Source organism: Rheinheimera pacifica (assembly GCF_900108485.1).
GTDB lineage: Bacteria > Pseudomonadota > Gammaproteobacteria > Enterobacterales > Alteromonadaceae > Alishewanella > Alishewanella pacifica.
In genome coordinates this window covers 450,907-475,129 of record NZ_FNXF01000001.1, presented here as the reverse complement: position 1 = coordinate 475,129, position 24,223 = coordinate 450,907, and the positions used below count along the sequence as shown (strand labels likewise).

Sequence of the window (24,223 nt, the reverse complement as noted above, 5' to 3'; positions counted from 1 at the left end):
AGTTATGGGATCCGCAGTGTCTGGCCAACGCGGATGCTGTCAGTGGTAAGCTGATTAAGATTGCGTAATTCATCAATAGACACATTGTAGCGCTGGGCCAACAACGACAAAGATTCACCGGCACTAACACGGTGTTCACGGGCACGTTGCTGGGCAAATAATGAGTCGGCTGGCGGCGATTTCTCAAAGTGCCGTTTTAGCGCAGTAAATAGCGATTGCGCCAATTTAGCCTGATGCGCAGACGAGCGCATTAGCTTTTCATCTTGCGGATTAGAAATAAAACCGATCTCTACCAAAATCGACGGAATATCCGGCGCTTTAAGTACACCAAAACTGGCAGCCTGCGGCTCTTTCTTATGCAAATGCGCAACTTTACCCAGCTCTTGCAGCACTTCACCTGCTACCTGATAGGCTGTTACCATAGAGTGGTTCATTGATAAATCCAGCACCGTTTGCGCCAGATAACGCTCATTGGCAGAATCTTTAATAATTTCTGCCACACCGCCCAGTAACTCAGAGTGCCGTTCAGTCTGCTCCAGCATACGCCCCACTTCGGTGGTAGCACGGCGTAACGACAACACCCATACAGAAGCCCCGCGCGGTTGTGGTGTGGTAAAAGCATCGGCATGAATAGACACCAGCAGATCGGCTTGTTGGCCCCGGGCAATTTCGGTACGGCGGTTAACATGAATATAGTAGTCGTTGGTACGCACCATCATGGCTTTCATGCCGGGCTGACGGTCGATTAACTGCGCCAGCTGCCTGGCTACAGGTAAAGTAATGTTTTTCTCATAAAAACCGCTCGGGCCTATTGAGCCCGGATCTTCACCACCGTGGCCTGCATCTATCGCAATAACAATATCGCGTGCCGCACGGATTGCCGGTGGAGGAGTATTTTGTACAGGCTGGTCGTCCGGTAAATCGACCACCAAGCGATGGCCATAAGGCGGCGTGGGTGACAAAGCAAACACATTGGCTTTGGTTGATTTGGCTAAATCCAGCACGATACGCATCCGGTTGGCATCGCCGCTGCTACGGATAGCTTTAATTAACGGCGACTCTCCTGACACTGCCGGTAAATTGCTGCCGCCTTTAATATTGCTCAGATCAATAACCAAGCGGTGCGGGTTATCCAGTGTGAAATATTTATGATCCGGTGCAGCAGATAAGTCGAATACCACCCGGGTATTGTCCGGTGATGGCCAAATTCTTACACCCTGTACCTGATTAGCCGCTACGCTGGCCATGCTGAACAAGGCCAGCAGCAACAGCAATAAAACGTGTAACATATTGTAATTATTCGTTTTCATTATTTAGTGCATTCAGCATTTTGGCTCCGGCTGGGGTATTAGCGCTTATCCTTACCCGCCGCTGCTCTTGTTCGAATAATAAGTGTATGTTGAGATCCGCCACAGGTAAATAACCCATGCCTTGCTGGGGCCATTCAATCAGGCATACACTGTCGTTGCGAAAGTAATCACGTATGCCCATAAACTCCAGCTCTTCAGCATCACGTAAACGGTACAGGTCAAAATGAAACACGGTTAACGTTGGCAACTGATAGGGTTCAACCAGAGTATAGGTAGGGCTTTTCACCGTACCCTTATGGCCAAGAGCGTTAAGCAAGCCACGGCTGAAAGTGGTTTTACCCGCCCCCAGCTCACCCTGCAGAAATAACGTTTGCCCACCTGACACCAGTAAAGCCACACGTGACGCTAACGCTAATGTTGCTTGTTCATCCTTTAACACACTTTCAAATTGCTGCACCGGCATTTTCTCTGTTGTCGCACAAAAACCGCACCATGTTAACAAATTAGTTGCCTGCTGAGCCAGTAAAACCGCTTGTCGCGACTATGACATGATCAAATGGTGGCAAGTTCCCGGCCAACTAGGCGCCACAGGGCTGTTTATGCTAAATTACACTGTGTTTTTTAACCGGCTTTTTGCATGACAACAGATTACGCCGCACTGGCATTGCAGATAAAGCGCTGGGCGCAGGAACTGGGCTTTGCACAGCTGGGTATAACCGGCGTTTCCTTGCCGGATGCTGAACGCCAGCTGCAAAAGTGGCTGGATGCCGGTTACCACGGCGAAATGGATTATATGGCCAGCCACGGCATGCTACGCGCAAGGCCGGCAGAACTGGTGCCCGGTACGTTGCGGGTACTCAGTGTACGGATGAACTATTTACCCGAAGGGGCCGGTTTTGCCACCAATCTGGCTGACCCTACTCAGGCTTATATCAGCCGCTATGCGCTGGGGCGAGACTACCATAAACTGGTCCGCAACCGGCTAAAACAACTGGGCGAGCGCATTAACCAGCAGGTGGCAGAACTGGGCTACCGGCCTTTTACCGATTCTGCCCCTATTTTAGAACGGCCACTGGCACAACAGGCCGGGCTTGGCTGGATAGGCAAACACAGCTTATTGCTAAACCAGGAAGCCGGGTCGTGGTTCTTTTTAGGCGAGCTGCTGGTCAATTTGCCTTTACCCATCGATACGCCACATGAAGGTGATTGCGGTAGCTGTGTTGCCTGCATCACCAGTTGCCCCACCGGCGCTATTGTTGAACCCTATGTAGTCGATGCCCGCCGCTGTATTTCATATCTGACCATCGAACTTAAAGGCGCCATTCCGGAAGAATTCCGCCCGTTACTGGGCAACCGGATTTATGGTTGTGACGATTGCCAGTTAGTGTGCCCGGAAAACCGCGCCGCACCGCTCAGCATTGAAGGCGACTTTCAGCGCCGGCCGCAATGGCAAAGCCAAAGTCTGCTCAGTTTATTTGCCTGGCAGGAAGGCGAGTTTTTAAGCCATACCGAAGGCAGCGCCATCCGCCGCATTGGCTATGAACGCTGGCAACGCAACATTGCCGTAGCACTGGGTAATGCGCCTTATCAGGCTGATATTGTGCAAGCGTTAAGCGCTAAGCTTGATAGCGCCAGCGAATTGGTAGCAGAACATATTCACTGGGCGTTAGCGCAACAAAAACGCAAAAGCTGGCAAGCAGAGTCGCTCTTACCGCGCAGCACTGAGCGTTTAGTCAGGATTATTCAGAAGGGTCTGCCGCGGGACGCCTGAGTGCGTATAACTGTTGGCGCTGTGTCAGGCGTTGTGCAGCCAAATTCAGGATCGTATCGCGCCGTATTTTGTCTGCGCTGTGCCACTCTATAATTTCGTTTAATAACCGGCCGCACCCCAGGCAGCAATCATGCTGATCCAGGCAACAGTTACGCACGCAGGGCGATTCAGACATAGCAGCCAGATGTTAAACTAAACAGGCATTAACTATATCGCAGAAAACAAAAAACCGCACTGTGCTTGCGCAAAGTGCGGTTTTTCATCGAATTTGGAGCGAGTAACGAGGTTCGAACTCGTGACCTCGACCTTGGCAAGGTCGCGCTCTACCAGCTGAGCTATACTCGCATCAACTGACGTTGTTACGTCGTGATGGCGCGCATTTTACAAAATCAGTTAGCTTATGCAAGCACTTTATTGCGGTAATTTGAAAAAATGCTCGCGATAGGTTACTAATTCAGCAATTGACTCACGAATATCATCCAGTGCCAGATGGCTGCCGGCTTTTTGTACTTTCTTCAGCACCTCCGGGTGCCAGCGCCGTGCCAGCTCTTTTACTGTACTGACATCCAGATTACGGTAATGAAAAAACGCTTCCAGCGTTGGCGCATACTCTGCCAGAAAGCGGCGGTCCTGCCCTATGCTGTTACCACACATTGGCGATTTACCCGCCGCCACATACTGGCGTAAAAACGCGATGGTTTGTTGTTCAGCATCTGCCAGCGTAGTAGTACTGGCCCGGCAACGCGCCGTTAAACCGCTTTTACCGTGTTGTTCCACGCACCAGGCGCTCATATTATCCAGCACATCGTCCGGTTGTTTAATGGCAAATACCGGCCCTTCAGCCAGAATATTCAACTGGCTGTCGGTAATAATAGTGGCCATTTCCAGAATGACATCAGTTTTTGGCTCCAGGCCAGTCATTTCCAAATCAAGCCAGATCAGATTATTGTCATTTACACTCATCAAAAACCCTTACACTCGTTGCTGCTTTGTTCATTAACAGATTGCAGGTATCATACACGCCCTAAGCTTAGCAGTAATAGCATCCTTTACATCAGAGCGATAAAAGCAGCAGTGACAAAGAAAAAACATCTTACCCAGCGCCAGCAACAACGTATTGCCGACAATGCCAGCAAACGGTTACGTGCGCCAAAAAACAAAGGTGTCGAATCTGTTGATGACAACAGCTTTGCCGCCACTGAAACCGGCCTGATATTAAGCCGTTTTGGCCAGCATGCTGATGTCGAAGATACCAACGGTGTCGTGGTGCGCTGTAATATGCGCCGCTCTGTTGCCTCTTTGGTTACCGGTGATCGCGTAGTGTGGCGCCGCGCTTTGCAACCCACCGGTGGCATTGATGGCGTAATAGATGCGGTAGAAGAGCGCAGCTCTGTGCTGCTGCGGCCAGATTTTTACGACGGTTTAAAACCGGTAGCCGCCAATATTGATTTAATGATTATTGTTTCTGCTATTTTACCTGCGCTATCGCTAAATATTATTGACCGCTACCTTGTCGCAGCAGAGATCACCGGCATTAAACCGCTGCTGGTGATTAATAAAGCCGACTTACTCAGCGCCGATGAGTTTATTGCCACAGAGCAGCAACTGGCATTGTACCAACAGCTGGGGTATAACTTTTTGCTGGTTAGCGCTAAAAGCGGTGTGGGTATGGCGCAATTGCTCAGTTACCTACACAGCGGTACCAGCATTTTTGTCGGCCAGTCTGGCGTGGGCAAATCGTCGTTAATGAATAACTTAATGCCAGGCCTTGAAGCGCTGACACAGGAAGTATCGGCAAACTCCGGCCTGGGCCAGCACACCACTACAGTGTCACGCTTGTATCATTTGCCTGATGGCGGCGATTTAATCGACTCGCCCGGTATTCGTGAATTTGCGCTATGGCATTTAACAGCAGAAGAAGTTACCCGCGGCTTTACTGAATTTACCCCCTGGCTTGGGCGCTGTAAATTCCGTGACTGTAAGCATATTTCCGATCCCGGCTGCGCTATTCAGCATGCAGTAGAAACCGGTGACATTCGCCAGGAACGCTATGACAGCTATTTAAAAATCCTTGCCAGTATGGCGCAGGACAAACCGAATCACTTTTAACTTTATACAGAGAACAAAATGGATAATTTAAAAATTACCCTGCAATACTTATTGCCTAAACATCTTATATCCCGTTTGGCCGGCAAATTAGCCGCGGCAAAACTGGGCTGGTTCAGCCACTTTTTAATTAACCGTTTTATTAAAGCCTACGGCATTAATATGGCGGAAGCGCAGTTTGAACACGCTAAAGATTACGCCAGTTTTAATGAGTTTTTTACCCGGCCATTAAAAGATGGCATTCGCCCACTGGCTACAGAGGCTAATATTGTTGCGCATCCGGCAGATGGCACTATCAGCCAGCTTGGGCCTATCGTTGATGGCAAACTTATTCAGGCAAAAAACCACAATTATTCGCTGCAGGCTCTGTTAGGCGGGGATAGCGCCACGGCATTGCCGTTTCAAAACGGCCACTTTGCTACTATTTATCTGGCACCAAAAGATTATCACCGTATTCATATGCCTGTTCGGGGCACCCTACGTCAGATGATTTACGTGCCAGGAGAGCTATTCTCGGTTAACCCGTTAACCGCAGAATGCGTAAAGGATTTATTTGCGTTAAATGAGCGCGTAGTAACCATTTTCGATACTGAGCTTGGCCCTATGGCATTAGTGTTGGTAGGTGCAACGATAGTTGCCAGTATTGAAACGGTTTGGGCTGGCACGGTAACGCCACCGGCGGGTAAAAATGTGTTTCGCTGGAGCTATCCGGCACATGGTAAAAATGCCATTACGCTGGAAAAAGGTGCCGAGATGGGTCGCTTTAAACTAGGCTCAACAGTAGTGCTGGCTTTCCCGGCGAATAAACTACAGTTTTTAGCCGATCAGCAACCAGGTACCGTTACCCGCATGGGTGCGCCTTTTGCTAATACAGCAATTTAAAGCTAATCTTCAGCTACGGCGCTTCGAAAACGTGAATGCGCCGTATATTTTTTCTGCAACACGCCGTGAACCCATCCATGGGGGCTCGATTATAAACTTCATCCATGAAGTTTATCCTACGGACCAGCGCAGCTGTTCAAATTCGCTCCAGGCGAATTTGTCAGCATCCTGGCCTGCAACGGTCGCCGAAAAAAATACTCTGCATTCACTTCTGCCAGTTTTATCCCTAACTCTTCTGAACAGGACCGAACATGCAAATCATCGCTCATCGTGGTGCCAGTGGTGAATACCCGGAAAACACCCTGCTGGCTATTGAACAAGCCATAACGCAGGGTGCTGACGCTATAGAAATAGACGTATTCGCCGTACAGGGCGAGCTGATTGTTATTCATGATCATCATTTAGCCCGCACCACTAACGGCACCGGCAGTATCTATCAATACTCTATAGAGCAACTGATGCAACTGGATGCCGGCCGTGGCGAGCGCATTCCTACGCTAAGGCAGGTATTGCAGTTACTGCAAAATACCAGGCTGTGGCTGAATATTGAATTAAAAGGCGAAAACACCGTAGCGCCGCTGCTGGCCTTGCTGGATAAAGCCAAGCAAGAGCTGCAGTTTGATAGCCAGCGGCTGCTGATCTCATCTTTTAATCATCACCTACTCGCAGCCCTTAAACTGGCGCAGCCAGAGCTAAAGCTGGGAGCTCTTACCGCCAGCCTGCCGCTGGATTACGCCGCTTTTGCGCAGCAGTTGCAAGCGCACTCGGTAAATTGCGATGTCAGCTTTATTAATCAGGCTTTTGTTGATGATGCCAAAGCGCGCGGTTTAAAAGTATATGTGTATACCGTGGATCAAGCTGATGATCTCAGCCGCCTGCAGCAATATGGCGTAGACGGCATTTTCAGCAACTATCCGGCACGCAGCCGTACACTGCTAAGCACAGATAATTAAGCACAGATAATTAACCATAGAAAGCAAAAATCCCGCCGCAGCGGGATTTTTTATAAATTTTGAGACCTAGTGGTCATGGCAGCTTTTGCAGCTATTACACAAGCGCATATTCATCACATGCGCCAACACCACCAAGGATGCACCCACGATCAAAACAGCGTGTTCATATTCGTGGCCCCACACATCGCGTTGCCAATATATAAACACACCTAAAAACAACGAATAAAACGGGTAGAGCTTGCGGTGATAGCGATGAAAACCAATAAACAAAGCAATAAAACCCAGCACTATGGTAACCAGCAACATCACGCGCTCAAAAGCATGATTATGGCCAACGCTAAGGCCCAGTAACGGCAAAACCGGCAGAATGATCGGCAGCATAATGCAGTGAATGGCGCAAAGCGACGTCACTGTAATACCTACTTTATCAAATACGTTTCTTACTGTTGCTAACACGTGGCTTACTCTGACAGCTGAAAATAAAGAAACGAGATAATATAACAAAACGTTTGCTAAAGAAACGGGCATGGAAAAAAATACCTGTTAAAACGGGCTTTCACTGCAAGGCTGCTGAAGCGGCGCCGGGCTTATGGCATAATAGCAGCACTTTTTTCAGCTAAGCCATATTATGGACACTTTACTTAACCAACTCGATGACAACCTGAAAGAGCTGTACCGCAAAGCGCTGGACGCTGATGCGTTGCTGGATAGCCTGCAACAGCAAGGTCATGCCAAACATCAGCGTATTTTTGCCGACAATAAGCTATTTAAGGCCTCCAGCAACCGCTTTATGCCTTATCTGGCAGAAACCGCTGAACAGGTTGCCGCTATGCGACAAAGCCAGCAGTTTAATACCGCAACATTACAACGCGTGGTGCAACAACTAAAGCAGTTGCACACTACACTGGCAGAGTTTCGCACAGTGGTAACCTAACCCTAGTATCAGGGCAAACATCATCAGGGTAAACATCACTTAAGCTGCAGTAATCAGGTGCCGCTACAACGCCGGTGGGCCCTGAACTCAGTTTGTGCTTACCTTAGGTAAGGCTAACGCATACTGCTCAACTTTTGGCTGCAATTCTTTGGTAAACCAATTGTTCAGCATCTGCTTTTCATAGCGAAACTCTTCGTTATCATTGGCAGAACGTAAGGACTGCATAAAGCCCATATCACGCAGGCGTTCTTCGCCACTAACAACCTCTTCACCGTGTTTATCCCGCAGCACATGGGTAAAACGGATAGCTGGTGAGTAAATATCTTTCACCACACGCAAAGCACTACCGCTCCTACTGATAAAATAATCGACATCACCGGCCAGATCGACGTCAGTTACTGTGACTTCCCATTTATAACCTTCAGGTAACTGGGTTGCCATATCATTGAAAAAGCCGTCAAACTTTTTAATCACTCTTTCGCGAAACGCTTTACGGCTGTCATTTGCCGGGCGAATATCAGTGAATTTTTCCGGGTCTTGCCATTTGATCTGTACCTCACCGGCCTGCACTGCCCCCGTACCAAGCACTATAGCTAAACCGCATAACAATATTGTTGTACGCATCGTTTGTCTCCTGTACCAAATGGCCAGCTGTAACCACTTTGGTTAGAGCTACCCGCCGCTAATAAGTTTACTCCACACAACTAACTATAACCTTGATCAGCATCTGTATGCTGTAGCCTTTTGTATAAAAATGTAGCCATTTGCAATAAAAGCCACACCGATAAAAAGCAAAACCCCGGCATAAAGCCGGGGTTTTCTGGTAAGTGGGCACTTACATTTTTATCACATCATGCCGCCCATACCACCCATGCCGCCCATATCAGGCATTGCCGGGGCATCTTTCTTTGGTAGCTCTGTTACCATCGCTTCAGTGGTAATCATCAGTGAACCAACAGAGGCAGCAAACTGCAGTGCTGAACGGGTTACTTTGGTTGGGTCCAGAATACCCATTTCCAGCATATCGCCGTACTCGCCGCTGGCAGCATTGTAACCGTAGTTACCCGTGCCAGATTTCACCTGGTTAACCACGACTGATGGCTCGTCACCGGCGTTATCAACGATTTGACGCAGTGGCGATTCCATTGCGCGCAGCGCAATTTTAATACCGTGGTTCTGATCTTCGTTAGCACCGCGCAAGTCAACCAGTTTGGCTGCTACACGCACCAGCGCTACACCACCGCCAGGCACCACGCCTTCTTCTACTGCTGCACGGGTTGCGTGCAGAGCATCTTCAACGCGGTGTTTTTTCTCTTTCATTTCAATTTCAGTCGCTGCGCCAACTTTGATCACCGCAACACCGCCAGCCAGTTTGGCTAAACGCTCTTGCAGTTTCTCTTTGTCGTAGTCTGACGTTGCTTCTTCAATTTGCTGACGAATTTGCTTCACACGGCCATCAATAGCGCTTTGCTCACCGGCACCATCAATGATGGTAGTGTTGTCTTTAGTGATAACAACGCGCTTGGCAGTACCTAATTCTTCCAGGCCAGCTTTTTCCAGCTCCATACCAATTTCTTCAGAAATTACAGTACCGCCGGTTAAGGTAGCAATATCTTGCAGCATGGCTTTACGACGATCGCCAAAACCCGGTGCTTTAACAGCAGAGATTTTCACGATACCGCGCATGTTGTTTACTACCAGCGTTGCTAACGCTTCACCTTCAACATCTTCAGCAACAATCAGCAATGGCTTGCCTGATTTAGCCACGCCTTCCAGCACTGGCAGCAATTCGCGGATGTTAGAAATTTTCTTATCAACAGTCAGAATGTACGGGTTGTCCAGTTCTACCTGGCCAGCTTCCTGGTTGTTAATAAAATAAGGAGACAGGTAGCCGCGGTCAAACTGCATACCTTCAACCACGTCCAGCTCGTTGGCTAAACCCTGGCCTTCTTCAACAGTGATCACGCCTTCTTTGCCTACTTTGTCCATCGCGTTGGCAATGATCTGGCCGATTTCGTCATCAGAGTTAGCAGAAATAGTACCTACCTGAGCAATGGCTTTGCTGTCGGCACAAGGCTGCGACAGTAACTTTAACTCAGCAACCGCAGCGATAACCGCTTTGTCGATGCCGCGTTTTAAATCCATTGGGTTCATACCGGCAGCAACGGCTTTTACACCTTCGTTGATGATGTTTTGTGCCAGTACTGTTGCAGTGGTAGTACCGTCACCGGCTTCGTCATTGGCTTTAGAAGCAACTTCTTTCACCATCTGCGCGCCCATATTTTCGAACTTGTCTTCCAGCTCGATTTCTTTAGCTACCGATACACCATCTTTGGTGATCATCGGTGCGCCGAACGACTTATCCAGAATTACGTGGCGGCCCTTCGGACCCAGCGTTACGCGCACAGCGTTTGCTAAAATATTGACGCCTTTAAGCATCTTGTTACGGGCTTCATCGCCAAAACGTACGTCTTTTGCTGCCATCTTCTTAATCCTTAAATTCAGTTAATCGTTGTAAGGTTTACGGGAGAATTAATCCAGAATTACACCTAAGATATTGTCTTCTTTGGTGATCACGTATTCCTGACCATCAATTTTTTCTGTGCGCTCTACATAAGCACCAAACAGCACCTTGTCACCAACTTTAACGTCTAATGGCTTAACATCGCCGTTATCTAACACGCGGCCCAAGCCAACTGCAACCACTTCACCACGGGTAGATTTTTCCGCTGAAGCGCCCGTTAAGACGATGCCACCAGCTGATTTGCTTTCAGCTTCTAAACGTTTGATGATGACACGATCATGTAATGGACGAATATTCATGCTCTATCTCCTAAAGCTATTTTGTGTTTTAACATGGGTGTTAAATTGTCTGCCCGGTATATGGGGCACTGCAGAAAAAAATCCAAGGGGTAAAGCAAAAATTTCTTAATTGGCGTTTTAGGTAAACAGATTAAATCTACTGCTATTGAAATAAACCCGCCCCGCCGCAGGTCTGTACTGAGGTGATGATTCTGAGGTGATGGTGGTCGCGTTGATAAAGCCGTAAGGCGGCTATCAGCGTATAGTAAGCTCATGTTAGTGTAATGCGATAACAACGCTATGGCGTTTAAGAGGAAGTATAAGCTGATGTATAAAGTGTTTGTTCTGCCATTTTTACTCTGGTTTGCGTTGGTCGCGCCAGTTTCAGCCCAACAAAACTCTGTGCTCAATAGCCTGCTCAACGCCAATGATAGCTTTTTGCCGGTAGAGCAGGCATTTGCGTTTGATTTTGTGCAAAAGCAAAATGAGCTGATTGTCAGCTGGACTATCGCCGATGGCTATTATCTGTATAAAGATAAAATAAAACTGGGCGGTATTGCGGTCAGTTTTTCTCACCCCAGCTATCCGGCCAGCATGCAGATAGAAGACGAGTTTTTCGGCGTGTCGCAGGTGTATTTTCATCAGTTAACCCTGCGTATTCCGTTAACGGATGTCAGCGAAGATGCGGTATTTAAAATTCAGTATATGGGCTGTGCCGAAGCCGGTTTATGCTACCCGCCGGTAACCAAAGAGCTGCCACTCATTGCGCTTAGCGCCGATCAAAGCACAGTAGCTCCCCCAAGCAACGTACCGGTATCCAGCCAGAATACGCTGGCAGCAAAACTTAGCGATGGCGCAGCTTTAGCCACACTTGCCGGTTTCTTTTTGCTGGGTTTGGGCCTGGCATTTACGCCGTGCGTCTTTCCGATGTACCCCATTTTAACCAGCATTATTGTCGGCCAGGGCAAGCAATTATCTAACAAACGCGCCTTTACGCTGTCGTTTTCTTATGTGCAAGGTATGGCCATTACCTATTCGGCATTAGGGTTAGTAGTAGCCAGTTTAGGTGTGCGGTTTCAGGGCTATATGCAGCACCCGGCGGTATTAATTGTTGCCAGTATTATTTTTGTGCTGCTGGCACTGGCGATGTTCGGTGTATTTAATCTGACACTGCCGTCCAGTTGGCAGGAAAAAATCAGTAAAGTCAGCAATAACCAACAAGGTGGCTCGCACAAAGGTGCCTTTACCATGGGTGCGTTGTCAGGCCTTATCGCCTCGCCCTGCACCACGGCACCGTTATCTGCAGCTTTGCTGTATGTAGCCCAAAGCGGTGACTTACTGCTGGGCGCGGTTACGTTGTATATCTTAAGTTTGGGTATGGGGTTGCCACTGCTTATTCTGGGCAGCTCCGGCGGTAAACTGCTGCCTAAAGCCGGTAACTGGATGAATGCGGTAAAAGCCACTTTCGGCTTCCTGCTGTTGGCGGTACCGCTTATTTTACTGGAGCGGATGCTGCCGTTCAGTTATATCCTGGCTATAGGGTCTTTGCTGTTACTCAGCTTTATTATTTACCTGTACCGCGTGATGTTCAGCCTGCAAAATAACAGTGCCAAAGCGGTTATGTTAATTCTTGGTCAGCTGCTGCTTAGTGCAGCGCTATACCTGAACCTGAAACATTGGTGGCCGGCTACAGAACAAACAGCCGCAGTTACGCAGCAGCAGGCAGGTTTTGAACTGGTGAGCTCACTGGAAGAGCTGCAGCAAAAAATTGCTGCCAGTGAAGGGCGCTACACCCTGGTTGATCTGTATGCCGACTGGTGTATTGCCTGTAAAGAGTTTGAGCATTTAACCTTTCCCAAGGCTGAAGTACAGGCGCAAATGCAGAAGATGCAGTTGATTAAAGTCGACGTAACCAAGATGACACGTAAAGATCAGGCTCTACTGGATAACTATCAGGTACTGGGCCTGCCCACCCTGCTGTTTTTCAGCCCGCAGGCTGAAGAAATCAGCTCTGCCAGGGTGACGGGTTTTATGAACGCCTCCGACTTCGCTGCCCATCTGAAACAACTACAACAGTAAACTCAGGGCGGCGCTTTTAGCCGGCGCCGCCTACTGCCAACCGCTTTCTGGCTGATAAGACCAGTATTTTGCTGCCATTTGTCACGATTTCACTATAATAAGGCGCTATTGTTAAGCCAATGGCTCTGTCTGCGACAGAATTCTGTCAAACAGATGCAATTAATCATTAGCTTTGGCAAGATAGGGCCGGATCAAAACAATTAGCGGGAATAACGCACAAATGGCGGCAACTTATCGAATTTTAGTGTTGAATGGTCCTAACCTGAATATGCTGGGTGTGCGCGAGCCGGCAGTCTATGGCAGCGCCACTTTGCAGGATATTATCACCGGCCTGACGGAACAGGCAGCGGCAAAAGGTGTCGAACTGGCACATTTACAATCTAATGCCGAGCACGAACTGGTGACTGCTATTCAACAAAGCTTGGGCAAGCAGGATTATATTCTGATTAATCCCGGTGCTTTTACCCATACCAGTATTGCTATTCGTGATGCATTGCTGGCCGTGGCCATTCCTTTTATTGAAGTGCATTTGTCTAATGTGCACGCGCGCGAAAGTTTTCGCCGGCATTCATATTTATCTGATATCGCCAAAGGGGTGATCTGTGGCCTTGGTGCCAAAGGTTACCACTACGCACTTGATGCGGCGGTAGCAGCGTTACAAACAACCAAACAGTAATAACTAATCAGGCTAAAAAGACATGGATATTAGAAAGATTAAAAAATTGATCGAGCTGTTAGAAGAATCTGGCATTAACGAGCTTGAAATCACCGAAGGTGAAGAGTCGGTACGCATTAGCCGTAACGGCCCTACCCCGCAATATGCACCTATGCAGCACTATGCTCCGGCGCCACAATACGCCCCGGCACCTGCCCCGGCCGCAGCAGCTGCACCGGCAGCCGTTGAAGCGCCAAAAGCGATCAGTGGCCATATTATGAAATCGCCAATGGTAGGCTCTTTCTACCGCGCGGCATCGCCAACAGCGAAAGCCTTTGTTGAAGTAGGCCAGAGCGTTAAGGTTGGCGATACTTTATGTATTGTTGAAGCAATGAAAATGATGAACCAGATCCAGTCTGACAAGGCCGGTGTGATCAAAGAAATTCTGGTAGAAAACGGCGAGCCGGTTGAATTTGACCAGCCACTCTTTGTGATTGAATAACGCAAAAGGCAGACTGATGCTAGAAAAAGTACTGATTGCCAACCGCGGCGAAATTGCACTGCGTATCTTACGCGCGTGTAAAGAGCTGGGCATTAAAACGGTGGCCGTGCACTCTACGGTAGACCGTAATTTAAAACACGTGCTGCTGGCCGATGAAACCATTTGTATCGGCCCGGCGGCGTCACCGCAAAGCTATTTAAATATACCGGCGCTGATTGCTGCCGCCGAAGTTACCAATGCTCAGGCTATTCACCCTGGCTACGGCTTTTTAGCCGAACGCGCTGATTTTGCCCAGCAGGTAGAAGAAAGCGGCCTGGTGTTTATTGGCCCGCACCCGGATTCTATCCGCTTAATGGGCGATAAAGTCTCCGCTATTGAAGCGATGAAAAAAGCCGGTGTACCTTGTGTACCGGGTTCTGACGGCGCAGTAGGCGACGATCCTGCCACTAATATGGTTATTGCCAAGCGTATTGGCTACCCGATCATTGTTAAAGCTGCCGGTGGCGGTGGTGGCCGTGGTATGCGTGTGGTGCGCAGCGAGGAAGAACTGGTTAGCTCTATCGAGATGACCAAAGCCGAAGCTAAAGCCGCTTTTGGTAACGATATGGTGTACATGGAGAAATTCCTGGAAAACCCACGCCATATCGAAATTCAGGTTTTAGCTGATGGCCAGGGCAACGCTATCCATTTAGGTGAGCGCGACTGTTCTATGCAGCGCCGCCACCAAAAAGTGGTAGAAGAAGCACCGGCACCGGGCATTACGCCGGAATTACGCGCCTTTATCGGCGGCCGGTGTGTCGATGCCTGTAAAGTAATGAATTACCGCGGTGCCGGTACTTTTGAATTCCTGTTTGAAAACGGCGAGTTCTTCTTTATTGAAATGAACACCCGTATTCAGGTAGAGCACCCTGTTACCGAGATGATCACCGGCGTTGATCTGATCAAAGAACAGCTGCGCATTGCTTCAGGCATGCCAATGACCCTGAAGCAGGAAGATATTGTTATTCGCGGCCATGCCGTAGAGTGCCGTATCAATGCTGAAGATCCGGTTACCTTTATTCCGTCGCCGGGTAAAATTACCCGTTTCCATCCGGCCGGTGGTAATGGTATTCGCTGGGATTCGCATATTTACGCCGATTACACCGTACCGCCTAACTATGACTCTATGGTAGGCAAGCTGATCACCTACGGTGAAACCCGCGATATCGCTATTGCCCGGATGCGGAACGCACTGGACGAACTGCTGGTAGACGGCATTAAAACCAACATCCCGTTGCACAAAGACATTATGCGTGATGCGGGCTTCTGTAAAGGTGGTACTAATATCCACTATTTAGAGAAGAAGCTGGGTATTAAGTAAGCCTGAGCTTACACAGATTAAAGGCCGCTTTTGCGGCCTTTTTGCTATAATGCGGCAAATTTTTATAAGCGAGACTGATTATGCCCTGGATCCAACTGCGCGTTAGCACCAATGAAGAAAAAGCCGAACAAGTCAGCGATATGCTGATGGGCTGGGGCGCCCAGGCCGTTAGTTTTGTCGATGCACAGGACACCCCGATTTACGAGCCAATGCCGGGCGAAGTGATTTACTGGACCAATACCGTAGTAGTTGGCCTGTTTGACGCTGAGCATCCGATGGATAAGGTGGTAAAACAACTGGAGCAGGTGTCATTCTTTAAAGACGGTGTCGATTACAAGCTGGAGCAGCTGGAAGATAAAGACTGGGAGCGCGAGTGGATGGATAACTTCCACCCGATTAAATTTGGCACCAGGCTTTGGGTATGCCCCAGTTGGCGTGATATCCCGGACCCGACAGCAGTAAACGTAATGTTAGACCCTGGCCTGGCCTTTGGTACCGGCACCCACCCTACTACTGCGCTATGTATGCAGTGGCTGGATGCCACCATAGAACCACAGCAAACCGTAGTTGATTTTGGCTGCGGCTCCGGCATTTTGGGCATAGCAGCGTTAAAGCTGGGCGCCAAACGGGTAATTGGTGTTGATATTGACCCACAGGCAATAGAAGCCAGCACAGCTAACGCCAGACGCAATAATGTTGCAGGCCAGATAGAGCTGTATTTGCCCAAAGATCAGCCTAGCAATTTTCAGGCTGATGTTGTAGTAGCTAATATCCTCGCCGGGCCGCTGGCCGAATTAAAGCAAGTGATAAGCAGCTACGTAAAGCCCGGTGGCAAACTGGCACTGTCAGGCATTTTAGAAAGCCAGGCACAAAGTGTCATTGACGCTTACAGCGATGAGTTCAGCTTTGACCCCATCGCCGTGCAGGAAGAATGGGTGCGCCTGAGCGCACAAAAACGGCTTTAACGCTTAGCTGTGTTACGGCTGGCTGCCCGCTGTTTTTTCTGCTGATACATTTCACTATCAGCGCGCTTTAACAAGCTACTTGCCGGCTCAGCTGCCTCGGCAACAGCCAAGCCTACACTGGCGCCGCCATAGTGCAGCACGGTATCAGTAATATCAAAACTGCCACAGGTACTGTCGAAAATCTGCTGGCGCAGCTTTTTTGCAGCCTGAGCAGTATTATTACCTGTCAGCAAGCCAAAGATAACAAATTCATCACCACCAATACGGGCGATAAAATCGCCTTCACGCCGGTCATTTTTTAACTTAGTGCTGATAGCCAGTAAAAACCGATCGCCGGCGTCATGGCCGTATTGGTCGTTAATCAGCTTAAAGTTATCTAAATCGATATAAGCAACAAATACAGCACTGCCATTACGCTGACTGTTTGCTATAGTGCGTTGTAGCTCCTGCTCCAGCGCCCGGCGATTACCCAGCCCGGTTAATGGATCGGTTAGTGCCACATTGCGAAACTGCCGGTTTTCCTGCTCCAGCTGCTGTAGCAACTGCTCGCGTTCAACCTGCATGGCAATAAGGCGGCTAATCAGTTGCAGTAAAGTAGCACTGCCGGCCGATACCACTGTTTTTTCTGTGCTGGCAGCACAAACGGTACCATATAACATGCCATCGGACAGTTGCACCGGGGCACTGACATAAGTATTGATCCCCAGCTGAGCCGCTGCGGCCGAATCGCCCCAACGCACAGCCACATCATTCGTCACAAACTGGTTTTGCTCCAGTGCTCTTTTACACAGGGTATCATTCCAGTCAACTGTCAGCCCTTCTGTTAATTGCAGCTGGCCGGTATTTAAAGAATACATGATGTGCTGCAGGCCTTTGCTTAAATCAATACGGGTGAAATAAGCAGACTCCAAACCGGTTGACTGCTGCAAGAGCTGGATCAGCGCTCTAACCTGTTGTTCAAGGCTGTCTTCGCCAATAGATTGCGTCAGCTCGTTAAGAATATTATCCATATCAGGTGCTTATTAGTTAACTAAAGTGCCGTGACTAAAACTAACATCTGTCTATCTGCCAAGTAAACCCAGTCATTTATAAAATGGCAAATAGCACATTAATCAACGAGATTTTCCAAGCCGGCAAACTGAAATGCTGCGGCTTTTTTAAACTGCTTAATGGTATTGCCGGCATAGCTCTGGTTTTTATCCAATGCCAGCTTGCGTACCGGCTGCCCGGCACGAAAATCAGCTTGTGTTAATTCAACCCAGAACGTATTGGGCGTAAATACCGTTTCAAAGTAATAACGCAGCGATTTATGATCGGCCACTGAGCGCCAGCGGGTGGAAGAAATATTGGGTTCAGTAGGCGACGAAATACCATAGGGTACAGACGTATTGCGGATCAGGCTAAACACGCTGGCGGCTGCCAGCACAGGATCATTGGTTTGCGGTAGCGCATTTAAATAAAACGACGCCCGGACAAAACGGTCTGCTGCGCGGTTAGTACCTGGCAACATAGTAGTGCCACCCAACTCCTGCCAGTATTCATTTATCGCTAACTGTTTCTCAAATACCGGCGAATTGGTCATTACGGTGTAAGACGGGTCATGATGGATCACCAACTTGCCGTCAATATATTCAAATACAGCATTGTCTCCGCTGGCATCAGACAACGACAAATGCACGGTGGTAAAACGGTCAGTACCAGGAATAGTCGAGGATACCACAACAAAAGGCTCTGCCTGCATGGCTGTAACCGCTTCGGCCACACTGGCAAAGTTATCCAGCACATATTGTACCCAGGCTGCCACAGTTAACCCGGGCTGGCTGCCATCATATGGCGGGTAACGTGACTCTACCAGCCAGAGCAAATTGGCTGCCAAGCCTTTTTCATTCATCCCGTCAGCACTGGCAATATCAAAGGCACTGGCTATTACACTACCATATTTCGACGTCCAGCTTACTGAGTTGGCCCCTACCTCACCCTGACGCTGCATGCCGCGCGGAAACAACCACAGGTTAACCGGGATCTCATCTCGCCAGTCCATCGAGCGGGCAGTAAGAATAAGATTATCCTGGCCTTTATATACCGCGCGGGTGCAGGCTTCAGTAACAGATATAGTTGTAAGACTAAGTAAAGCGCTTAACACTAATACAGACGTTTTCATTATGTGGTCCCTGCAGGCTGCTAGCTTTAATCAGATTAAAGTAAAGCAACTATTTTACAAAATGAAAACCAAAGTGCTGATATTCCGCGCCAGCAACTTACAACGCCGCCAGGAAACGCCCACTACGGGGCAGGTAATAATTATCGTGATCCAGCGAAAACAATACGCTGCTGGCCCGGCCAACAATTTCATCGCGTGGTACAAAACCAATTACCCGTGAATCAGCGCTGTTGTCGCGGTTATCACCCAGCACCAGATAGTGGCTTTGCGGCACCCGTACCGGTGCAAAACTATCGCGGCCAGTGGCAAAGGGTGCCAGCTTTACCGTATGGGTAATATCACCCAATTGCTCGTTTAACAGCTGGCTGCCCCCGTCGGTCGCTGAATAAGCTTTTACTGCTTCATCCGGCTGGTGATATGCCACTTGCTCGCCATTAATACTCAGCACGTTGTGTTGCATCGCCACGACATCGCCCGGCACACCCACAACACGTTTTACCAGCCGGTTATCGGCAGCTTCAGACAGAAAAATAACTATATCGCCGCGCTGCGGATCAGCGCGCTTAACCAGCGACACTGTGGTAAAAGGCAGGCGTAAATCATAGGCCATTTTATTAACCAGAATACGATCACCAATTTCGATAGTCGGTTGCATTGAGCCTGATGGCACATCGTTCCAGTCAGCCACCGCACTTCTGAACACAAACATTAAACTTAAAAACACCAGTATGCCGCGGTTATCACGCCACAGCTGCAATAACTTACCCATTCCCTGACTCCGCCCCATGTCGTGACTCCGCTACGTTACTAAATAAGTACAAACGTATTGTCAGACTGATGGCCTGGGGCAAAGTTCAGCCATGCCAATCAGGCGAAGTCCCAAATGCAGACAGCCGGGCTGTTATACCCGGCTGTGCTGATTCTAAGTAGTGCGGCAAGCTTAAAAGGTGTACTGAATGCCGATACTGGCGTAGTCCACTTTGGTATCGAAGCTATCAATCTCGGCCAGGATGCCAATCTCATCACGGTCAAATTCTACATCAAAGCGGGTGTATTCCAGACGAAGAGCCAGATTCTGCGTCAGGGCAAAAGACACTCCTACACCATAAAATATGTCTGAGCCATCCACATCCGCGCTGTCATCGGTGGCATTAATGTCGGCTTTCCACCAAATATTACCGCCCTGTGCATACACAGTGAAACGCTCGGTTACCGGTAAACCGGCTTTTAACGCCAGAGTGTAACCATCTAAATCTGTGTTAAAAATGCTGTTACCATAATTACCAAAGTCAATGTAACCACCTTCTAAAGACAGCACCTGATTAAATTGGGCGCCGACAAAATACCGGCTAGCGTTATCTTCTTCATCAAAATCCTGGTCATCACCGTCTACTTTCAGTAAGCCATAGGCGGCGCCAACGTAGATCCCCATATGATCAATATCTTCTTGCGGTGTAGCGGCATAAGCCGAGGTGGCGATAAGAGAAGATGCAGTTAATACAGCTAAAAATGACTTTCTCATTATAAACTCCGTTAAATCAGCTAATAGTAATCGGCACTTTGGCCTTAGTTCGCGTTAACGGTTACAAGCTTTGTACCACTTTTTAAAATAAAAATAAGACATTATAAATCAAACACTTAAATTAAAATTATTTTTCTGGACCGATTTTAAGCCGTTATAAAATTGTAATACTAACATCGCAACATGCAGAATTTACAATGTTTAAATAGCAGTGTCAGCGCCAAAACTGCCAACAATTGTTTGATTTATATACAAATACCGGATATGAATACTTTAGTAGTGCCTTAGCGGCATGTTAACACTAAGCTGTTTAGGGCCTGTTTAGTGATAGGTTTTAACAAACTCTGCTGGACGATGGCGCTGCCGGATGCAGCAATATCATGCTCATGTCCACTTACCACAATCACAATATTGTCAGGATAGTTATGCTCGATGCGCTCGATAAGCTGCAATCCATCACTATCTGGCAGCCCCAGATCAAGCAAAATTCTGTCAAACCGGTGCAGTAAGGCCAGTTCGCGCATACACTCTTCTGCACTGTGTGCCAGTGTGGTTTTCACCCCCAGGCTTTCTAGCAGTATCTGCATTAATTGTGCAGCTTCAGTATCATCTTCTACCACCAGGAAATGCAGCGGCAGACTATCTGCTGCGCTGTTATCTGTTAATGCCGAATTGCCGGTTAAATAGCAGCGTAATGCACGGTACAACTGATTCTTCGTGATCGGTTTGGACAGCACATCATTAAAACCCAACGCCGTTAGCTGCTGGCGGATCCCCTTCGCCATTGCCGCAGTAAGCGCAACCACCGGATACTGATAGCCCGTTTCGCGGATAGCTACCGTCGCTTCTCTGCCCCCCATGCCTGGCATGTGTAAATCCATCAGGATCAGATCGTAATAGCTGCCTGATGCTATTTTGTGTTTTACCTTGGCAATTGCTTCAGCGCCGTTTACAGCAAAGTCTACTGAGGCGCCTGTAGCCTGGATCCAATGTGCAGACAGCTTGCGCAGGTCAGCCAAATCATCAACGATAAGCACCTCGCCGGTTAAAGCCAGCTTACTGTGCGCGCCACCATTATTGTTAAGTGACGGTTCCAGGCTCAATGGTTTGCGCTGGGTATCCGTTATATCGCCTGGATCCAGCGAAAAGGTAAATACACTGCCTTTTCCTTCTTCAGACGCCACATCAATGCGGCCCCCCATACGCTGAATAAGCTCTGCTGAAATGGCCAACCCCAGGCCTGCGCCGCCTTTTTTCCGGGTAAGGTAATCTTCTATCTGGGTAAAGGGCGCAAAAATATCTTTAAGTTGTCGCTGCGGAATGCCCACACCGGTATCAGTTATGCGAAACATCAACATTTCTTTTGCTGCGTCTTGCTGTGTCCACAGGTCAACGGTGATACTGCCAGCATCAGTAAATTTGATGGCGTTATAAATCAAATTTATTAATACCTGGCGTAAGCGCGTGCCATCGACAGTAATAAGCACCGGTAACGGGGTTAACGAATTAAAGGTTAGCTCCAACCCGTTATCGATAGCGGTAACTTTAAGCAGGGTATAAATATCCAATATCAGGTGACGTAAACTGGTGGGTTCTGGCCGTAGCTCCAGTTTGTTCGCTGTAATTTTGGACAGGTCGAGAATATCGTTTAACAAACTCAGCAAATGCTTGCCATTATTCAGGATGATATTCAGCTCTGGCCGCGCGTCTTCGGTATGGTTTGATTCAAGCAGTAACTCGGTGTAGCCCAAAATTGAAGATAACGGCGTTCTGAGCTCATGACTCAGGTGGGCTAAAAACCGATCTTTTGATCTGTTATCCGCTTCAAGCCTAAGCCGGTTTAAACGTTCCAGTTCAAATTCCCGGCGGCTTAATGCGTAGCGTATTGCCCGGGCAAACCTTGCTTCACTCAGTTCGCTTTTTACTAAAAAGTCTGCCGCACCATATTCCAGTGCCTGTAAATCAAGCTGCTTATCCGGTTGGCCGGTAAGCATAATAATGGGTGTAGATATGCCGCTCTCTACTGCCTGTTTTAACAACGATAAACCGGTTTCAGCGCCTAATTGGTAATCCAGCAGACAGACATCAAAGTTGCCTTCGGTTAGCTTTTGTAATCCTTCGACTGAGTTTGTTACCCACGTCAGATGGCTGTCAAACGAGGTTAATTCTTCCAGATGACTACGGGTAATGATGTAGTCATCTTCATCGTCTTCTACCAGAAGGATTTTTGCCTGTAGAACCGGCTTTACCTGTTTAGTCATTATCTTGTACTGGTAACTCAACAAACTCTACCCAATACTTACCCAGGGTGCGCATTAGCTCTACCAGGCCCTCAAAGTTTACCGGCTTGGTGATATACGACGCTGCGCCTAAATTATAACCCCGCACCATGTCTTCTTCTTGTTTTGACGTGGTAAGAATAACGATAGGAATACCCCGCAAATTATCGTCACTTTTTATATTATGCAGTGCTTCACGGCCATCCATCCGTGGCATATTTAAATCCAGTAATATCAGGCTGGGCCGCGGACAGGGTACGCCGGTGGCATATTTGCCTTCTTTGCGCAGATATTCTAGTAACTCTACGCCGTCTTCAACACAATACAATGAATTAAGCACCCGGCTTTCGCGCAGCGCATCCTGTGTCAGTAATCGATCATCTTCATCATCATCAGCCATTAAAATAGTAATTGGCCGTGTTTTGGTAAGTGGCATTATTCAGTTTCTCCCCTGCTGCCAAACGGTGTGCCGTCGGCAGGCAAAATTAATGTAAAAGTGGCGCCAACCCCAGGCTCACCCGATGCGTAAATTAACCCTCTGTGTCTTTCTACAATCCGCCGGCATACTGCCAGGCCAATACCGGTTCCTTTATATTCTGAACGGCCATGCAGGCGTTGAAACGGTGTAAAAATTTTCTCGGCATACTCTATTGCAAAGCCAATGCCGTTGTCTGTCAGCGTTATTACATGCCAATCCGGGCAAATGGCCTGCTGCATAATATTAGGCTGGTGCACTGCAGCAGTAATAGTAATAACCGGTGTTCTGTCCGGTAGGCGGAACTTCAGCGAATTTGACAACAGATTAAGAAACAGCTGACTAAGCTGACTGCTATCAGCCTGTATTATCGGTAAAGTACCTATATTGATTTGGGCATTGCTTTCCTGAATGGCAATTTCAACATCGTCAAGTGCACCATTAACCACGTCAGTTAAATTGGTAGGTGTAAAATCCCGGCCGCGGGTATTTATGCGGGAGAAATCCAATAAATCATTGATTAACAGCGACATTCTTTGCGCCGCGTTACGCATACGTTTCATATAGTCCAGGCCTTTCTCGCCCAATTCCTGACTAAATGACGCCTCCAGGCGATCACCAAAGGCCTGAATTTTTCGCAATGGTTCCTGCAAGTCATGGGATGCAACAAAGGCAAAATCCTCCAGCTCCCGGTTGCTACGGCTTAATTCTTCCGAATACAGGCGTAATTCCTGTGTGCGCTCTTCCACTTTCAGCGCCAGCTCTTCGTTCTTGCTTTCCAGTGCAGCCAGATACTTTCGCTCTTTCTTTACATTACTAGATGACAGGATCAGCATCAGTATCACCAGCACACTGCTCAGTACGCCAAATAAAATAAAGTTAAGCTGGGCATCGGCCCGCCCTTTAGTCAGGCGCAGAAACAAGCTTTCGCGGTAAGATTGTTCTACCTGGCGGGTGACATCAAATAATGCCCGGAACTCCAGATAAATATTCTTGCCGCGATTAGTTTTTAGTAATCTGAGCGCCAACGCATCTTTATTTTGCTGTGCCAGCCCGACTATTTCAGTTAGTTCTGCAATTTTTGCGTCAGCTAACCGGACAATCTCATTGATGCGCGGTTGTTGCTCCGGTATCTCAGATTCAATAGCCTGAACTTCGGCCATTTGCGTTTTTACCCGGCTTAATGCCGCCTGGTAAGGCTCCAGGTAGATGATATTATCTGTCAGTAGGTAACCCCGCTGGCCAGACTCGGCTGACAATATCGACAAATGCAAATCATCAAGTTTGACAATATTATCGCCGGTGTTGGTCAAACTGATTTGCGTAGCGGTTAGCTCTTTAATCGAACTGATTGCCAGATAGGCATTGAAGCCAATCAGGCACATCATCACCGCCCCCAGTAAAAACCAGCTGGTACGGCCGTTTAACAGATTGCCTGACATCTATGCTTCCCTTTTTCTTTTTAAT

Annotated in this window: 25 protein-coding genes and 1 tRNA gene; 10 read left to right on the top strand and 16 right to left on the bottom strand. The window is 48.3% G+C overall.

What is annotated here, in order from left to right; translation table 11 throughout:
- Positions 1 to 2 precede the first annotated feature (2 nt).
- Positions 3 to 1,310, bottom strand: coding sequence for an N-acetylmuramoyl-L-alanine amidase (locus tag BLW68_RS02145; RefSeq protein ID WP_245728253.1), 1,308 nt, complete (start codon positions 1,308 to 1,310; stop codon positions 3 to 5).
- Positions 1,297 to 1,812 (bottom strand): tRNA (adenosine(37)-N6)-threonylcarbamoyltransferase complex ATPase subunit type 1 TsaE, encoded by a 516-nt coding sequence (tsaE, locus tag BLW68_RS02140; RefSeq protein WP_245728252.1) that lies wholly within the window; start codon positions 1,810 to 1,812, stop codon positions 1,297 to 1,299. Before tsaE ends, BLW68_RS02145 begins: the two co-directional genes overlap by 14 nt.
- 135 nt (positions 1,813 to 1,947) lie before the next feature.
- Between tsaE and queG the strand changes: the two genes are divergently transcribed.
- Entirely contained in the window at positions 1,948 to 3,081 is a 1,134-nt protein-coding gene (queG, locus tag BLW68_RS02135) for a tRNA epoxyqueuosine(34) reductase QueG (RefSeq protein WP_092789681.1), read from the top strand.
- Here the strand turns inward: queG and BLW68_RS02130 are convergent.
- The 3 genes from BLW68_RS02130 to orn all read right to left on the bottom strand — a co-directional run bounded on the left by BLW68_RS02130 (position 3,050) and on the right by orn (position 4,044).
- The gene (locus BLW68_RS02130) at positions 3,050 to 3,256 is read right to left on the bottom strand and encodes a DUF1289 domain-containing protein (RefSeq protein WP_092789679.1); all 207 of its coding nucleotides are present in this window, start codon (positions 3,254 to 3,256) and stop codon (positions 3,050 to 3,052) included. The two genes, queG and BLW68_RS02130, sit on opposite strands and share 32 nt — an antisense overlap.
- A gap of 94 nt (positions 3,257 to 3,350) precedes the next feature.
- A tRNA-Gly gene (locus BLW68_RS02125) sits at positions 3,351 to 3,426 on the bottom strand.
- Positions 3,427 to 3,492: 66 nt separating this feature from the next.
- Positions 3,493 to 4,044 carry an oligoribonuclease gene (gene orn, locus BLW68_RS02120; RefSeq protein ID WP_092789675.1) on the bottom strand — a complete coding sequence of 184 codons (552 nt, stop codon included), beginning with the start codon at positions 4,042 to 4,044 and terminating at the stop codon, positions 3,493 to 3,495.
- A gap of 111 nt (positions 4,045 to 4,155) precedes the next feature.
- Here orn and rsgA point away from each other — a divergent pair, with 111 nt between their 5' ends.
- The 3 genes from rsgA to BLW68_RS02105 all read left to right on the top strand — a co-directional run bounded on the left by rsgA (position 4,156) and on the right by BLW68_RS02105 (position 7,022).
- Positions 4,156 to 5,190 (top strand): small ribosomal subunit biogenesis GTPase RsgA, encoded by a 1,035-nt coding sequence (gene rsgA / locus BLW68_RS02115; protein WP_092789672.1) that lies wholly within the window; start codon positions 4,156 to 4,158, stop codon positions 5,188 to 5,190.
- An 18-nt stretch (positions 5,191 to 5,208) separates the two neighbouring features.
- Positions 5,209 to 6,069, top strand: coding sequence for an archaetidylserine decarboxylase (gene asd, locus BLW68_RS02110; protein WP_092789668.1), 861 nt, complete (start codon positions 5,209 to 5,211; stop codon positions 6,067 to 6,069).
- Between the two features lie 251 nt (positions 6,070 to 6,320).
- A complete protein-coding gene (locus BLW68_RS02105) occupies positions 6,321 to 7,022 on the top strand; it encodes a glycerophosphodiester phosphodiesterase (RefSeq protein ID WP_092789664.1) in 702 nt (233 codons plus the stop codon).
- Between the two features lie 66 nt (positions 7,023 to 7,088).
- On the opposite strand, the gene BLW68_RS02100 is transcribed toward BLW68_RS02105, so the two are convergent.
- Positions 7,089 to 7,478 (bottom strand): MerC domain-containing protein, encoded by a 390-nt coding sequence (locus tag BLW68_RS02100; RefSeq protein ID WP_068228461.1) that lies wholly within the window; start codon positions 7,476 to 7,478, stop codon positions 7,089 to 7,091.
- Positions 7,479 to 7,650: 172 nt separating this feature from the next.
- On the opposite strand from BLW68_RS02100, the gene priC reads away from it, so the two are divergent.
- Positions 7,651 to 7,956: a primosomal replication protein PriC gene (gene priC, locus BLW68_RS02095; protein WP_092789662.1), complete on the top strand. Its 306-nt coding sequence runs from the start codon at positions 7,651 to 7,653 to the stop codon at positions 7,954 to 7,956.
- A gap of 87 nt (positions 7,957 to 8,043) precedes the next feature.
- Here the strand turns inward: priC and BLW68_RS02090 are convergent, their stop codons facing one another.
- From BLW68_RS02090 to BLW68_RS02080, 3 genes are all read right to left on the bottom strand, one after another.
- Positions 8,044 to 8,580 carry a DUF3016 domain-containing protein gene (locus BLW68_RS02090; protein ID WP_092789660.1) on the bottom strand — a complete coding sequence of 179 codons (537 nt, stop codon included), beginning with the start codon at positions 8,578 to 8,580 and terminating at the stop codon, positions 8,044 to 8,046.
- Positions 8,581 to 8,802: 222 nt separating this feature from the next.
- The gene (gene groL / locus BLW68_RS02085; RefSeq protein ID WP_092789658.1) at positions 8,803 to 10,440 is read right to left on the bottom strand and encodes a chaperonin GroEL; all 1,638 of its coding nucleotides are present in this window, start codon (positions 10,438 to 10,440) and stop codon (positions 8,803 to 8,805) included.
- Between the two features lie 48 nt (positions 10,441 to 10,488).
- Positions 10,489 to 10,779, bottom strand: coding sequence for a co-chaperone GroES (locus BLW68_RS02080; RefSeq protein WP_068228453.1), 291 nt, complete (start codon positions 10,777 to 10,779; stop codon positions 10,489 to 10,491).
- A gap of 306 nt (positions 10,780 to 11,085) precedes the next feature.
- Between BLW68_RS02080 and BLW68_RS02075 the strand changes: the two genes are divergently transcribed.
- The 5 genes from BLW68_RS02075 to prmA all read left to right on the top strand — a co-directional run bounded on the left by BLW68_RS02075 (position 11,086) and on the right by prmA (position 16,319).
- Positions 11,086 to 12,837 (top strand): protein-disulfide reductase DsbD, encoded by a 1,752-nt coding sequence (locus tag BLW68_RS02075; protein WP_092789656.1) that lies wholly within the window; start codon positions 11,086 to 11,088, stop codon positions 12,835 to 12,837.
- Between the two features lie 220 nt (positions 12,838 to 13,057).
- A complete protein-coding gene (gene aroQ, locus BLW68_RS02070) occupies positions 13,058 to 13,513 on the top strand; it encodes a type II 3-dehydroquinate dehydratase (RefSeq protein ID WP_092789653.1) in 456 nt (151 codons plus the stop codon).
- A 22-nt stretch (positions 13,514 to 13,535) separates the two neighbouring features.
- Positions 13,536 to 13,994, top strand: coding sequence for an acetyl-CoA carboxylase biotin carboxyl carrier protein (gene accB / locus BLW68_RS02065; protein ID WP_092789651.1), 459 nt, complete (start codon positions 13,536 to 13,538; stop codon positions 13,992 to 13,994).
- A gap of 16 nt (positions 13,995 to 14,010) precedes the next feature.
- Positions 14,011 to 15,354, top strand: coding sequence for an acetyl-CoA carboxylase biotin carboxylase subunit (gene accC, locus BLW68_RS02060; protein ID WP_092789649.1), 1,344 nt, complete (start codon positions 14,011 to 14,013; stop codon positions 15,352 to 15,354).
- A gap of 80 nt (positions 15,355 to 15,434) precedes the next feature.
- Entirely contained in the window at positions 15,435 to 16,319 is an 885-nt protein-coding gene (gene prmA, locus BLW68_RS02055; protein ID WP_092789647.1) for a 50S ribosomal protein L11 methyltransferase, read from the top strand.
- On the opposite strand, the gene BLW68_RS02050 is transcribed toward prmA, so the two are convergent.
- The 7 genes from BLW68_RS02050 to BLW68_RS02020 all read right to left on the bottom strand — a co-directional run bounded on the left by BLW68_RS02050 (position 16,316) and on the right by BLW68_RS02020 (position 24,198).
- Positions 16,316 to 17,329, bottom strand: a complete 1,014-nt coding sequence (locus tag BLW68_RS02050) for a sensor domain-containing diguanylate cyclase (protein WP_092789645.1) — start codon at positions 17,327 to 17,329, stop codon at positions 16,316 to 16,318. The two genes, prmA and BLW68_RS02050, sit on opposite strands and share 4 nt — an antisense overlap.
- 98 nt (positions 17,330 to 17,427) lie before the next feature.
- On the bottom strand, positions 17,428 to 18,480 hold the full coding sequence (locus BLW68_RS02045; RefSeq protein ID WP_092789643.1) for a linear amide C-N hydrolase: 1,053 nt from the start codon (positions 18,478 to 18,480) through the stop codon (positions 17,428 to 17,430).
- Between the two features lie 97 nt (positions 18,481 to 18,577).
- A complete protein-coding gene (lepB, locus tag BLW68_RS02040; protein ID WP_092789641.1) occupies positions 18,578 to 19,249 on the bottom strand; it encodes a signal peptidase I in 672 nt (223 codons plus the stop codon).
- A 171-nt stretch (positions 19,250 to 19,420) separates the two neighbouring features.
- Positions 19,421 to 20,002 carry an outer membrane beta-barrel protein gene (locus BLW68_RS02035; RefSeq protein WP_092789639.1) on the bottom strand — a complete coding sequence of 194 codons (582 nt, stop codon included), beginning with the start codon at positions 20,000 to 20,002 and terminating at the stop codon, positions 19,421 to 19,423.
- 284 nt (positions 20,003 to 20,286) lie between these two features.
- On the bottom strand, positions 20,287 to 22,263 hold the full coding sequence (locus BLW68_RS02030; protein WP_092789637.1) for a response regulator: 1,977 nt from the start codon (positions 22,261 to 22,263) through the stop codon (positions 20,287 to 20,289).
- A complete protein-coding gene (locus tag BLW68_RS02025) occupies positions 22,256 to 22,717 on the bottom strand; it encodes a response regulator (RefSeq protein WP_092789635.1) in 462 nt (153 codons plus the stop codon). The genes BLW68_RS02030 and BLW68_RS02025 overlap by 8 nt, the downstream gene beginning before the upstream one ends.
- On the bottom strand, positions 22,717 to 24,198 hold the full coding sequence (locus tag BLW68_RS02020; RefSeq protein WP_092789633.1) for a sensor histidine kinase: 1,482 nt from the start codon (positions 24,196 to 24,198) through the stop codon (positions 22,717 to 22,719). Before BLW68_RS02020 ends, BLW68_RS02025 begins: the two co-directional genes overlap by 1 nt.
- Positions 24,199 to 24,223: the final 25 nt, after the last annotated feature.

Bases quoted from the DNA above. Each gene is read 5' to 3' on its own strand.
- BLW68_RS02145 (WP_245728253.1), bottom strand. From the start codon at position 1,310: ATGAAAACGAATAATTACAATATGTTACACGTTTTATTGCTGTTGCTG.
- queG (WP_092789681.1), top strand. From the start codon at position 1,948: ATGACAACAGATTACGCCGCACTGGCATTGCAGATAAAGCGCTGGGCG.
- BLW68_RS02130 (WP_092789679.1), bottom strand. From the start codon at position 3,256: ATGTCTGAATCGCCCTGCGTGCGTAACTGTTGCCTGGATCAGCATGAT.
- orn (WP_092789675.1), bottom strand. From the start codon at position 4,044: ATGAGTGTAAATGACAATAATCTGATCTGGCTTGATTTGGAAATGACT.
- asd (WP_092789668.1), top strand. From the start codon at position 5,209: ATGGATAATTTAAAAATTACCCTGCAATACTTATTGCCTAAACATCTT.
- BLW68_RS02105 (WP_092789664.1), top strand. From the start codon at position 6,321: ATGCAAATCATCGCTCATCGTGGTGCCAGTGGTGAATACCCGGAAAAC.
- priC (WP_092789662.1), top strand. From the start codon at position 7,651: ATGGACACTTTACTTAACCAACTCGATGACAACCTGAAAGAGCTGTAC.
- BLW68_RS02090 (WP_092789660.1), bottom strand. From the start codon at position 8,580: ATGCGTACAACAATATTGTTATGCGGTTTAGCTATAGTGCTTGGTACG.
- groL (WP_092789658.1), bottom strand. From the start codon at position 10,440: ATGGCAGCAAAAGACGTACGTTTTGGCGATGAAGCCCGTAACAAGATG.
- BLW68_RS02080 (WP_068228453.1), bottom strand. From the start codon at position 10,779: ATGAATATTCGTCCATTACATGATCGTGTCATCATCAAACGTTTAGAA.
- BLW68_RS02075 (WP_092789656.1), top strand. From the start codon at position 11,086: ATGTATAAAGTGTTTGTTCTGCCATTTTTACTCTGGTTTGCGTTGGTC.
- aroQ (WP_092789653.1), top strand. From the start codon at position 13,058: ATGGCGGCAACTTATCGAATTTTAGTGTTGAATGGTCCTAACCTGAAT.
- accB (WP_092789651.1), top strand. From the start codon at position 13,536: ATGGATATTAGAAAGATTAAAAAATTGATCGAGCTGTTAGAAGAATCT.
- accC (WP_092789649.1), top strand. From the start codon at position 14,011: ATGCTAGAAAAAGTACTGATTGCCAACCGCGGCGAAATTGCACTGCGT.
- prmA (WP_092789647.1), top strand. From the start codon at position 15,435: ATGCCCTGGATCCAACTGCGCGTTAGCACCAATGAAGAAAAAGCCGAA.
- BLW68_RS02050 (WP_092789645.1), bottom strand. From the start codon at position 17,329: ATGGATAATATTCTTAACGAGCTGACGCAATCTATTGGCGAAGACAGC.
- BLW68_RS02045 (WP_092789643.1), bottom strand. From the start codon at position 18,480: ATGAAAACGTCTGTATTAGTGTTAAGCGCTTTACTTAGTCTTACAACT.
- lepB (WP_092789641.1), bottom strand. From the start codon at position 19,249: ATGGGTAAGTTATTGCAGCTGTGGCGTGATAACCGCGGCATACTGGTG.
- BLW68_RS02035 (WP_092789639.1), bottom strand. From the start codon at position 20,002: ATGAGAAAGTCATTTTTAGCTGTATTAACTGCATCTTCTCTTATCGCC.
- BLW68_RS02030 (WP_092789637.1), bottom strand. From the start codon at position 22,263: ATGACTAAACAGGTAAAGCCGGTTCTACAGGCAAAAATCCTTCTGGTA.
- BLW68_RS02025 (WP_092789635.1), bottom strand. From the start codon at position 22,717: ATGCCACTTACCAAAACACGGCCAATTACTATTTTAATGGCTGATGAT.
- BLW68_RS02020 (WP_092789633.1), bottom strand. From the start codon at position 24,198: ATGTCAGGCAATCTGTTAAACGGCCGTACCAGCTGGTTTTTACTGGGG.